Here is an 11,157-nt window from a genome sequence, read left to right on the forward strand (position 1 = left end):
CTTGTGCGGCATAAGCACATGAGCGCTGGTTATCAGTCCGAAGGTATAAGCAGCGATGAACCACGAACGGCGGCGCGTAAGCTCGTGATGATCTTTTGCCGGAGCCTGCGCATGCGTGTCCTCTCCCGTCTTCTGCTCCTCGGCCTGTCGTGCCTGGCCACGCCCGTGTTCGCCGCGGAGGTTGCTGCACCCCGCATCACTGTCATCTACGACGCCTTCGGCGACGATCCCGCGATGGAGAAGGACTGGGGTTTCGCCGCGCTGGTCGAGGCCGGTGGCAAGCGCATCCTGTTCGACACCGGCAACGACGCGGCGATCTTCACGCGTAACGTGAAGTCGAAGAACATCGACCTGTCCAAGCTGGATGCCGTGGTGATGTCGCACCGCCACGCCGATCACATGGCGGGGCTGGCCGAGGTGTTGAAGGTCAATCCGCAGGTGCCGGTGTACGCGCCGCAGGAAGGCTTCGGCATCTACGGCTCGTCGCTGCCGTCCAGCTTCTACCGTAAGGATGCCGCGCTGCCGGCGCGCATGCGCTACTACGACGGCGAACCCGCCGAACGCCTGCAGTTCGGCCGTGCCTGGCCGACCGGCAACTTCAAGCCGCTGGCCGAGACCACCGAGATCGCGCCCGGTGTCTGGACGATCGCTGCTGTTTCCGATGCGCCGGGCACGCGCGAATTGCGCGAGCTGTCGCTGGCCATCCGTACCGACCAGGGCCTGGTGCTCGTGGTCGGCTGCTCGCACCCCGGCATTGCCCACATCGTCGATGCAGCGGCGAAGATCGATCCGCAGATCCACCTGGTGATCGGCGGCTTCCACTTCGTCAACGCAGACGACACCGCCATCGCCGGCCTGGTCGACGCCCTGAAGGCGCACGACATCCAGTACATCGCGCCCGGCCACTGCACCGGCGAGCCGACCTTCGCCGCATTGTTGAAAGCCTTCGGCGACCGCTACCTGTACGCAGGCGTCGGCGCGGTGCTCGACTTCGGCAAGGAGGGCGTGGCCTCGCGTCCGCGCGGCGTGGATCTGGGTGATGCCGACCGCGTGCAGTACCGGCTGCTGGCGCAGGACGGCGAACCCGCGCACCGGCACGTCGCGCACGCGCACTGAGGATGCGTCGCCGGCGCGGGAGGCATGCCGCTACACTGGCGGCATGACGCCTGCCTACACCATCGGCCTGTTCCGCGGACCCGAAATCACCCCTTGGCTGGACGACGTCGCGCGCTTGCGCGTGGCGGTGTTCCGCGACTGGCCGTACCTGTACGACGGCGACCTCGACTTCGAGCGCGATTATCTCGACGCCTATGCGCGTTCGGCCGAAAGCGTGTTCGTGCTGGCGATGGATGCGGGGCAGGTGGTCGGTGCATCCACCGGCCTGCCGCTCGCCGATGATACCGAGGCCTTCCGTCAGCCCTTCGTCGACAGCGGCATGGACCCGGAAGACATCTTCTACTTTGGCGAATCCGTATTGCTGCCGGCCTACCGCGGCAACGGTATCGGCCACACGTTCTTCGACCTGCGCGAGGCGCATGCGCGTGCGCTGGGGCGGTTCGGCTGGACGGCGTTCTGCGCGGTGGACCGCGAATCGGACGACCCGCGCCGGCCCGACGGGCATCGCGGCAACGACGTGTTCTGGGACAAGCGCGGCTATACGCGCCAGCCCGGCATGACGATGCGGTTGGCGTGGAACGAGATCGGCCGCGGCGAGGTCGACCACGCGCTGACGTTCTGGCTGCGCGGCCTGGAGCCGATGCGATGAAGATCGCCGTCGCCAAGTACGCCATCCAGGCGCCGGCGGATTTTTCCGCGTTCGCCGCGCGGCAGGCGCAGGTGCTGGGCGATGCCGCCGCGCAGGGCGCGCGCATCGCCGTGCTGCCGGAATACCTGTCGCTGGAACTGGCGGCCACCTTCGATTCCTCCACGCAGGCCGACCTGCATGCGTCGCTGGCGGCCATCCAGCGCTACCGCGACGACTGGCTGGCGCTGTACGCACGGCTGGCGAAGGAACTCGACCTGCATGTCGTCGCCGGCAGCTTCCTGCTGGCGCAGGGCAATGGGCGTTATCGCAACCGCAGCGACGTGTTCACGCCGCAGGGCGCGCACGCATGGCAGGACAAGCTGCAGCTGACCGGGTTCGAGAAGGGACTGGGCGTCATCGACGGCGGCGATGCGCTCAAGGTGTTCGACCTGGCCGGTGTGCGCAGCGGCGTGGCCGTTTGCTACGACAGCGAGTTCCCGCTGCCAGTGCGTGCGCAGGCGGAGGGCGGTGCACGCCTGTTGCTGGTGCCGAGTTGCACGGATACCGACGCGGGTGCGACGCGCGTGCGCGTCGGCTGCCTGGCGCGCGCGCTGGAGAACCGCCTCTTCGTCGCGCAGTCGGTGACCGCAGGAGAAGCGCCATGGAGTCCGGCACTCGATATCAACACCGGTGAGGCGGCGATCTTCGCCCCGATGGATCGCGGCCTGCCCGCCGATGGTGTGGTGGTGCAGACCGTCTGCGACCAGCCGTGGGCCATCGCCGATCTCGACCTCGACGCGCTTGAGCGCAGTCGCGCCGACGCGCAGGTGGCGAACGATCGCGACTGGGCGGGCCAGCTTCAGCCCGCCCTGGTGCGTGCGCGCGTCGAACGGCTGGACTGAGCGGACGAGCCGCTCAGCGTTCCCAGCCGAACACCTCGGCCAGCGGCTTGTCGAACACGTCCGCGATGCGGAACGCGCACTCCAGCGTGGGCGAATACTTGCCGGCCTCGATCGCGGCGATGGTCTGCCGCGTCACGCCGACACGCTTGCCCAGGTCGGCCTGCGTCATCTCGCCGGCCAGGAAACGCAGCGTGCGGATCTGGTTGGTGACGCGGGCCTCAGACACGCAGGCCTCGACGGTAGCCGTGGATCACCAGGCCGGCGTGCACGAGTTCGGCCGCGGCGATCGCCAGCAGTGTGGCGTGCACGATGGTCCAGCCGCCGGTGGTGAACGGCATGACGCAGCCGACCACGATGATGCCGGCCATCAGCACGTAGTAGGCGTAGACCGAGGCGCGCGAATCGATCCGGCGGTCGCGCTCGTCGATCAGCGTGGGCGTGCCGTCCTCCTCACGATGGCGGCCGAACACGGCGGTCAGCAGGGCGATCACGCCCAGCGACCCGAGCGCGATGGCGAGCAGGCCGATCCGCTGCCCCATGTGCATGGCGGCGACCGCGTCGGCATTGACCGAGACGTAGGTGAAGTAGAGGGCGAAGACGACGACCAGCGCCGTCAGCCAGACCCAGGCGAAACGTTCCTTCGACAGCATTGCCGTACTCCCCGTTGGTGGATGGACGGGGGCAAGGTAAGCCTGCGCTTACTCAATGTCAATAATATCTAACACTGAGTTACTAAAACGTAACTTAAGGTTCGCTCCGCTTGCCGCATCAGCCCAGCAGGCTGACGCCCGGCACCAGCCAGATCGACAGACCCGCCAGTGCCGACCCGATCACCGTCGCCGCCAGCACATCGCTCGGATAGTGCAGCCCCAGCACCACGCGCGAGGCCGCCACGCAGGCGGCGAACGGGATCAGCAGCGGCGCCAGCACGGGGTAGTGCGCCAGCGCGACCACGGTGAAGGCCACCGCATGCAGGGTGTGCCCGGAGGGGAAGCTGAATTCGTCCAGCGGCGCGATCCAGGCGCGGATGCGCACGTCCGAGGCGAACGGCCGCGGCCGGCGCGTCCAGCGCTTCAAGGCCTTGTAGAGCGTCAGCGCGATCACGCCGGTGCCGGCAAGGTGCGCGGATGCCGCCAGTCCATCCAGGCCGTCGGCCACGATCAGCGCGGCCATCAGCACGTACCAGAACACCCCGTCGCCCAACCGGCTGACGATGGCGAAGAAGCGGCGTACGCCACTCCATTCGCCCCAGCGGTTGGCACGCAGGCACCAGCCGGTGTCCCGGCCCATGAAGGCATTACGCGGCGGCAGCGGACGCATGGTGGCTTCTCCGTGTCAGGGCGAGGTCGGTCAGCAGGGCATCGAAGTCGGCGGCCACGCGGTCGGGGTGCAGGTCGCGCATTGCCGCGCTGGCGGCGTCGCCTTGGCTCCGTCGCAACGTGGCGTCCGTGGCCAGCCGCAGCGCGGCGGCGAGGAAGTCGTCATCGGTTTCCACCGCCGCGCCGTGCACGCCGTCGACCAGATGCTCGCGCGCGGCGCCGTAGTTGAACGCCACCGTCGGCACGCCGCTGGCCATCGCTTCCAGGGTGACGTTGCCGAAGGTTTCGCTGCGGCTGGAGAACAGGAACAGGTCGCCGCTGGCGAAGTGCCGCGCCAGCGCTTCGCCGCGCTGCACGCCGCAGAACAGGAAGTCCGGGTGTTCCTGCGCCAGCCGCTCGCGTACCGGGCCGTCGCCGACCCACACGAACTTGGCGCTCGGCTGCGTCTGCTGGATCGCGCGGAACGCGCGGACCGACAGTTCCAGGTTCTTTTCCGCGGCGATGCGACCGACGTAGATCACCGCGATGTCGTCCGGACCGAGTCCCCACTCGGCGCGCAATGCGTCGTCGCGTTGCGAGGGATTGAAATGGCGCGCATCGACCGCGCGCGCCAACCGCACCACGCGATGGAATCCCTGCGACTGCAGGAACTCCGCCAGTTCGCGCGTCGGCACCAGCGTCGCATCGGCGCCGTTGTGGAAGTGGCGCATCCAGCGCAGCGCAGTGTGCTGCAGGAAGCGCACGCCGTAGTCGCGCATGTAGTCGTCGAAACGGGTGTGGAAGCCGGTGGCCACCGGGATGCCCAGCCGACGCGCCGCGCGCAGCGCCGACCAGCCGAGGGGGCCTTCCGTGGCCACGTAGATCGCATCCGGCGGTGAAGCCTTCCACTGCGACATCAGGCGTCGCGTCGCGGGCAGGCCGAACTTCAGTCCCGGATAGCGGGGCAGGCTGGCACCGCGGACCAGCAGGGTGTCGTCGATCGCTGCTTCGTCGCCGGCCTGGCGTGGGCGGACGACGGGAACGTCGTGGCCGCGCTGGCGCAGGCCGGCCTCCAGTCCCTGCACGGTCAGGGCCACCCCGTTCACTTCCGGCGGATAGGTCTCGGTGACGATGGCAAAGCGCATGCGCGACTCCACGTTTTGCGCATGCTGGGCGTGCGAGGTGTCGCACGTGTGTCGATTGGGTGACCGCAGGATGACGGTGTGTAAGGCGACACGGTTCTGTTCATGCCCACCAGCCGGCGGAGGTCATCAGGCGCGAGACATCAGCCGTTCTTCGCCCGCAGGTAGGCGACCAGCGCGTTCGCATGGCCGTGGCCCAGCTTGTGTTCGTTCTTGAGGAAGGCCACCTGCTCCATGTGCTTCAGGTCCTTCACCGTCTCCAGCACGCCGAACCAGTGTGCGACGGGCTTGCCGTAGGTCTTTTCGATGGATGGGAAGTAGGAGGCGGGGCCTTTGACGGGCGGCGGGGTGGTCATGGTGTGCGCTCCGGTGCCGTCGGCAAATGCAGGTTGAAGGTGTTGCGGAAGACCACCACGCCCTCGTGCGAGCAGGTCATCGTGTCGACGACCACCGCATCGTCCGGTTCCCGCACCGCGAACACGTAGTACATCGGATTGAAGAAATGCCCTTGTCTTCCTTTCAGCGGGATGTCGAACGTGCTGGAGGTGACGTTCTCTGCGATGATTTCGCGGGGATTTCCGGGGGAGGTAGGCCTGGAGTTCTCCGCTACGCAGTGCAGCACCGTTCGATCGGTGTCAGCGCGGTAATCGAACGAGAATCCAAACCAGCTGCAGTGCCGGGGCGCGCCGTTGTAGGTGCAGCGTCCCTGATCGGTGACCAGGATGTCCCGCGTTTCGTGGCATACCCATCCTTCCGGTTTCCCGTCCGCTGCGGGGTTCCTGCAGACGAGTCCTGCCTTCACCTTCGTGATGTCGACGGCCTGGCTCGGCAGGGCCAGCAGGAAAAGGCTGAAGATCAGGATGAGACGCATGCAAGGTCCTTTTGCGGTGCAGATATGGAAGAGGGTCACGTGGGCGTGGAAACGGCGGTTGGTTTCCGCGCCACCAACCGATGTCCCAGCCATGCCATCGGCAGGTAGGCGAACACCAGGTCCACCACGGTGAACCACACCGGCGAGGGCAGCAGGGCGACGGCGGCGATGCCGCCCAGCAGGAAGCAGGCCCCGACCACCCATGCGGGTCCGCGGGTCCGCCCGGGCGTGATCAGCGTGGCGACCAGGGCGCCGACCAGCGTGCCCACCGCGTGTGCAAGGAAGGGGAACAGGAAATGCCGGGGCTCGAACAGCGGCATCGCCGCCTTCAGGCCCTCGGTCGTCGTGGTGTCGACGCCGGCGGGCGGTGGGATGACGTGGCCCCCCAGCGTGATCAACGCCATGTTGGCGACGCTGCCGATCACTACCCCGACGACGACCGCCAGGATCAGACGGAACACACGGTTCATGACAACCTCCGGCAAGCAGGCGAGGGACGGTCCGTCGGCGTGGGGCCAGCCGTGACGGTGATGACTATAGCGGAGCCCCGCCCGCGCCGCAGATGCAACACCGGCCAGTAACGCCATGGCGAATGCAACTCTCGCGGCGATCACACCCATACATCGTTCTCGGCCGTGTAGGCGCCGCCCGCATCGCCGGTATTCACCACGCCGCGCGGCTCCACCAGCATGATGCTGCATTCGTCGACGGCCACGGGCCGGTGCTCGACACCTCCGGGCACCACGTACATCTCGCCGGCCGACAGCGGAACGGCCTTGTCGCGGAACTCGAGCACCAGCGAGCCTTCGATCACGATGAAGACCTCGTCGGTATCCGCATGCGCATGCCAGACGAACTCGCCCTGCACCTTGGCCAGCTTGAACTGGTAGTCGTTCATCTCAGCGATCACGCGTGGCGACCAGTGGTCCGTGAAGCGGGCCAGTTTGTCTTTCAGGTTGATGGCGAAATCCGACATGAAGGTCTCATCGTGTGTTGTGGGGGCGCGGGAAGTTCGGGGCAGCCTCTGATCACGGCACACGATCGCCGCGCGCCGCTGTAAACAACGCATACCACTCCTCGCGGCTCAGGGTGATGCCATCGGCCGCGCAGCAGGCCGCGAGCCTGACCGGGTCGGTGGTGCCGACGATTGGCTGGATGCCGGCGGGGTGGCGCAGCAGCCAGGCGAGCTGGATCGCCTCCGGCGTCACGCCGTTCTCTTCCGCCAGTTGGCGCAACAGCGTGGATGTGGTGCGGATCACCGGATCGGCGAAGTCCGACGTGGTGGCGAGCTTGCCGCCCGCCAGCGGCGACCATGCCTGCACGCGGATGTCGTGCAGGCGGCAGTAGTCCAGCGTGCCGGCGGCCGAGGCGTAGACATGCCCGGTGGTGTTGGCGACCACGCCGTCGTCGATCAGGTGATGATGCAACAGACTGACCTCCACCTGGTTCGCCACCAGTGGCTGCCGCACATGACGGCGCAGCAACTCGATCTGTCCAGCCGTGTGGTTGCTGACGCCGAAGTGGCGCACCTTGCCGGCAGCATGCAGGTCGTCGAACGCACGGGCGACTTCTTCCGGTTCCACCAGCGCATCGGGACGGTGCAAAAGCAGCACGTCCAGGCGGTCGACGCCGAGTCGCGCCAGGCTGCCGTCGACCGACGCCACGATATGCGCATGGCTGAAGTCGTAGCGACCCGGTGTACCAGGCGGATCGTCGGCGAAGCGGATGCCGCATTTCGACTGCAGCACCATGCGCTCGCGCAGGCCGGGCGAGGCGCGCAGCACGTCACCAAAGATCCGCTCGGACTTGCCGCGCGCATAGATGTCGGCGTGGTCGAACAGCGTGATGCCGCCGGCCAGCGCGGTTTCCACCAGCCGTTGCGCCTGGCGCAGCTCGTCCGCGGTGACCGGCGTGGCGTCCCAGGCGCGGCTGAGCTGCATGCAGCCGTAGGCGATGCGCGACGCGGGCAGGCCGTCGCCTAGGAGGTAGATCTTCATCGTGGGGTCGAGGATTCCTGAGAGGGCATCATGATAGGCCCGCGACGCGGATCAGTAGCGTCGCCGCTCCGCGGCCAGCCGGCGGGCGAGCGCGTCGGCTTCGAGCGGACGCGCCAGGTGGTAGCCCTGCACGTCGTCTACGCCGAGCGCCTGCAGCGCGGACAGCTCGGTCGCCGTCTCCACGCCTTCGGCCACCACGTGCGACTGCGTCTGGCGGGCGAACTCGATCAGCGCGGCGGCGAGCGCACGCCGCGGCGAGTCGCTGTCGATGTCGCGGGTGAGGCTAAGGTCGAGCTTGATGATGTCGGGATGTATGGCCAGTACGTGCCGCATGCTGGCGTACCCGGCGCCCGCATCGTCCACTGCGATCCGCACGCCCGCCGCGCGCAGTGGAACGAGCCGTTCGTTGAGCAGCTTGTAGTCATCGACCAGGGAATGCTCGGTGATCTCCAGCACCACGCGGTGCGGATCCAGATCGTCGATGTAGCCGTCGATGCCGCCGCTGATGATCGTCTGCGGCGATACGTTCAAAGCCACATAGAAGTCGCCCTCGACACCGCGCAAGCCGTCCAGGGCGGACAGGATGGCGTTGAGTTCCAGGCGCACCCCCAGGCCGATCTCGCGCGCTTCGGCGAACCACACGTCCGGCGTGCGGCGCGGTTCCAGCTCGAAGCGCGACAGGCATTCCACGCCGACGATGCGGCGCGCGCTGCTGCGGTAGATCGGCTGGTAGACCATGTGCGGCTGACCCATCTCCAATACCGAGGTGATGCGGGCCACCTTTTCCTCGTGTGCCTGCACCGCATCCAGGTCGCCGTCGATCTGGTAGGCCAGCAGGTCCGCGAAGGCCCGCATCATGTGCAGGTCGCGCTGGCCCAGGGACAGGTTGGACGCCAGGCTGAAACAGCAGAAGGTGCCGTAGACGCGGCCATCGCGCAGCTGGATGGGCACGCTGAGGTGCGAGCCGATCGGAACGCGCTGCGTTTCCGGAATGCATTCGAGCGCGGGAACGGCGGCGGTGTCGGGAATCAGCTGCGGAATGCTGCCCTCGACCACGCGCATGCAGTAGCCCTCGTCGAGCGGACTGGAGTCGCCTGGCCGGATCGGCGCACGGTCGAGGCGGGTGACGACGTGCCGGAACACGCGGTGGCTGCCATGGAATTCGCTGACGAAGGCCACGTCCATGTCGAGGTGGCGGCGCACCGCATCCAGCAGGCGGTCGACGTTGCGTGCGATGGCGACGGCACCCGGGCCGCCTTCGAGCCAGGCATCGGTCAATGCGTCTTCCGGTTTCCTACTGTCGATCACGGGCTTCCTCCTGAAGGCGGGTACGCGATGGATAGTCGGCCACCGGTTCCGCTCCCGCCGCGGAGGCGGTCGGGGAGGCTGGCGTGGGGCAAGTCGGGTAAACCACGCCGCAGGACCGGGGCAGGCCGAGTGTAACCTCAAGTCACAGTTGGGGGAGTGCGCTTGGCGCCACCCGCTGAACTGGACGTCGGTGCGATGGTCTTCGGCCTGCGAAGCGGTATCGTTGCGCAGCCAATCGAGATGTCGTTATGCCGCCACGTCGATGGTGCTGGCGACCTGCAGCGCTATGCCACGAACGGCTTGAACGCGACGCCAAGGCCCTGCATGTCGTCCGGCTCGCCGACCAGGTCGGAGCGGAGCAGGGGGCGCGAGTCGATCCACTTCTTGCTGACCACCAGGTCCAGGCGATCGTCGCTGGCGGTGGCGTCCAGGCGCGGGATGGCCTCCGCGTCGTGCGAGCGGTGCAGCAGCACGGCCAGGCGCAGCAGCGCGGCCTTGCGCTTGGCGCCCAGCAGCAGGCGGTCGGGCAGGGCGTCGAACGCGGTCTTAGGGACCCCGCGGCGGTGCGTACGTACGAGCGCGGAGAGCACCTGCTGCTCCTGCCGGGAGAAGCCCTCGATGTCCGAATGTTCGAGCAGATAGGCACCGTGCACGTGGTACTGGCTGTGCGCGATGGCCAGGCCGATCTCGTGCAGGCGCGCGGCCCAGCCGAGCATGCGGGCATCATCGTCGTCCAGGCCCCAGCTGTGCTCGACCTGTTCGAACAGGCGCATCGCGGTGGCTTCCACGCGCGCGGCCTGGAACTCGTCGATGCCGTAGCGCTGCATCAGCGCGGCGGTGGACAGGTCGCGCGGATCGTTGTCGCTGCCGCGGCCCAGCATGTCGTACAGGATGCCTTCGCGCATCGCCGCCTTGCTGACCATGAGCCGCTGCAGCCCCAACGCCTCGAACGCCGCTTCCAGCACCAGTACGCCACCGGCGATGATGGGACGACGATCATTGGAAAGGCCGGGCAGCTCGATGTCCTCGATGCGGTCCGCTTGCAAGAGCTTGTCGCGCACCTGCGGCAGCGCCTCGGCGGTCACCGCACCCTTGGTGAGCTTCATCGCTGCGCAGATCTCGCCGATGACCTTGGCCGTGCCGGACGAACCGATGGCCTCCTGCCAGCCGAGATTGCGGTAGACGCCGGCGAACTGCTGGAACTCCGCGCCGATCTCGGTCAGCGCTTCCTTCCAGCGCTTGCGCGAGAGCTTGCCGCCGGGGAAGAAACGACGCGTGCTGGCGATGCAGCCGGCCTGCAGGCTTTCGCGTTCCAGCGTCTCGAAGCCGCGGCCGATGATGAATTCCGTCGAGCCACCGCCGATGTCGATGACCAGGCGGCGCTGGCTCGTCTTCGGTGGCTGCGCGTGCGCCACGCCCAGGTAGATCAGGCGGGCCTCTTCGCGGCCGGACACGACTTCGATCGGTTTGCCGAGCGCGGCCTCCGCCGCGGCCAGGAAATCCTGCGGATCGCGCAGCTGGCGCACGGTGTTGGTGGCCAGCGCACGCACGCGCGCACCGGGAATATCGCGGATGCGCTGGCCGAAGCGCGACAGGCAGTCGAGCGCGCGTTGCCGCGCCGCGGTGGACAGGCCGCCCTTGCCGTCCAGGCCATCGGCCATGCGCACGGTTTCGCGCAGGCGGTCGACCACGCGCAACTGGCCGAGCAGCGAACGCGCGACGATCATGTGGAAACTGTTGGAGCCCAGGTCGATCGCGGCCAACAGGTCTCCGTCCTGGAGCGGCGGAGAAGTGGGGGAGGTCAGGGGCGCCATGCGACAAGTCTAGCCAATGGCGTCGCGCATTGCTTCACCGGGATGACACGCTGCGCCATCGCGCCGTGCGTCCATTGGTCG

Annotated in this window: 14 protein-coding genes; 3 read left to right on the forward strand and 11 right to left on the reverse strand. The window is 67.7% G+C overall.

Annotation, left to right across the window (positions count from 1 at the left end; genetic code table 11):
• The first annotated feature begins 111 nt into the window (after nt 1-111).
• The 3 genes from CSC78_RS02535 to CSC78_RS02545 are packed head-to-tail and all read left to right on the forward strand — an operon-like array spanning nt 112 to nt 2,646.
• A complete protein-coding gene (locus CSC78_RS02535) occupies nt 112-1,116 on the forward strand; it encodes an MBL fold metallo-hydrolase (protein WP_162336341.1) in 1,005 nt (334 codons plus the stop codon).
• 43 nt (nt 1,117-1,159) lie between these two features.
• On the forward strand, nt 1,160-1,765 hold the full coding sequence (locus CSC78_RS02540) for a GNAT family N-acetyltransferase (RefSeq protein ID WP_162336342.1): 606 nt from the start codon (nt 1,160-1,162) through the stop codon (nt 1,763-1,765).
• Nucleotides 1,762-2,646, forward strand: coding sequence for a carbon-nitrogen hydrolase family protein (locus tag CSC78_RS02545; RefSeq protein ID WP_162336343.1), 885 nt, complete (start codon nt 1,762-1,764; stop codon nt 2,644-2,646). Before CSC78_RS02540 ends, CSC78_RS02545 begins: the two co-directional genes overlap by 4 nt.
• Before the next feature lie 13 nt (nt 2,647-2,659).
• Here CSC78_RS02545 and CSC78_RS02550 read toward each other — a convergent pair whose 3' ends face one another.
• The 11 genes from CSC78_RS02550 to ppx all read right to left on the reverse strand — a co-directional run bounded on the left by CSC78_RS02550 (nt 2,660) and on the right by ppx (nt 11,067).
• Nucleotides 2,660-2,872: a helix-turn-helix transcriptional regulator gene (locus CSC78_RS02550; RefSeq protein WP_162336344.1), complete on the reverse strand. Its 213-nt coding sequence runs from the start codon at nt 2,870-2,872 to the stop codon at nt 2,660-2,662.
• A complete protein-coding gene (locus CSC78_RS02555; protein WP_162336345.1) occupies nt 2,865-3,296 on the reverse strand; it encodes a hypothetical protein in 432 nt (143 codons plus the stop codon). The genes CSC78_RS02550 and CSC78_RS02555 overlap by 8 nt, the downstream gene beginning before the upstream one ends.
• Nucleotides 3,297-3,414: 118 nt before the next feature.
• Nucleotides 3,415-3,966 carry a phosphatase PAP2 family protein gene (locus tag CSC78_RS02560; RefSeq protein WP_379608552.1) on the reverse strand — a complete coding sequence of 184 codons (552 nt, stop codon included), beginning with the start codon at nt 3,964-3,966 and terminating at the stop codon, nt 3,415-3,417.
• Nucleotides 3,944-5,089 carry a glycosyltransferase family 4 protein gene (locus CSC78_RS02565; RefSeq protein ID WP_162336346.1) on the reverse strand — a complete coding sequence of 382 codons (1,146 nt, stop codon included), beginning with the start codon at nt 5,087-5,089 and terminating at the stop codon, nt 3,944-3,946. Before CSC78_RS02565 ends, CSC78_RS02560 begins: the two co-directional genes overlap by 23 nt.
• A 140-nt stretch (nt 5,090-5,229) precedes the next feature.
• The gene (locus tag CSC78_RS02570) at nt 5,230-5,442 is read right to left on the reverse strand and encodes a DUF4287 domain-containing protein (RefSeq protein WP_162336347.1); all 213 of its coding nucleotides are present in this window, start codon (nt 5,440-5,442) and stop codon (nt 5,230-5,232) included.
• Nucleotides 5,439-5,996 carry a hypothetical protein gene (locus CSC78_RS02575; RefSeq protein WP_162336348.1) on the reverse strand — a complete coding sequence of 186 codons (558 nt, stop codon included), beginning with the start codon at nt 5,994-5,996 and terminating at the stop codon, nt 5,439-5,441. Before CSC78_RS02575 ends, CSC78_RS02570 begins: the two co-directional genes overlap by 4 nt.
• Nucleotides 5,993-6,427, reverse strand: a complete 435-nt coding sequence (locus CSC78_RS02580; protein ID WP_162336349.1) for a hypothetical protein — start codon at nt 6,425-6,427, stop codon at nt 5,993-5,995. The genes CSC78_RS02575 and CSC78_RS02580 overlap by 4 nt, the downstream gene beginning before the upstream one ends.
• Nucleotides 6,428-6,567: 140 nt before the next feature.
• The gene (locus CSC78_RS02585; protein ID WP_162336350.1) at nt 6,568-6,933 is read right to left on the reverse strand and encodes a cupin domain-containing protein; all 366 of its coding nucleotides are present in this window, start codon (nt 6,931-6,933) and stop codon (nt 6,568-6,570) included.
• A 52-nt stretch (nt 6,934-6,985) separates the two neighbouring features.
• Nucleotides 6,986-7,954: an aldo/keto reductase gene (locus CSC78_RS02590; protein ID WP_162336351.1), complete on the reverse strand. Its 969-nt coding sequence runs from the start codon at nt 7,952-7,954 to the stop codon at nt 6,986-6,988.
• Between the two features lie 51 nt (nt 7,955-8,005).
• Entirely contained in the window at nt 8,006-9,262 is a 1,257-nt protein-coding gene (locus CSC78_RS02595) for a sensor domain-containing phosphodiesterase (protein ID WP_202924104.1), read from the reverse strand.
• A gap of 284 nt (nt 9,263-9,546) precedes the next feature.
• On the reverse strand, nt 9,547-11,067 hold the full coding sequence (gene ppx / locus CSC78_RS02600) for an exopolyphosphatase (RefSeq protein ID WP_202924111.1): 1,521 nt from the start codon (nt 11,065-11,067) through the stop codon (nt 9,547-9,549).
• Between the last annotated feature and the right edge of the window lie 90 nt (nt 11,068-11,157).

The organism is Pseudoxanthomonas japonensis, from assembly GCF_010093445.1.
GTDB lineage: Bacteria > Pseudomonadota > Gammaproteobacteria > Xanthomonadales > Xanthomonadaceae > Pseudoxanthomonas_A > Pseudoxanthomonas_A japonensis.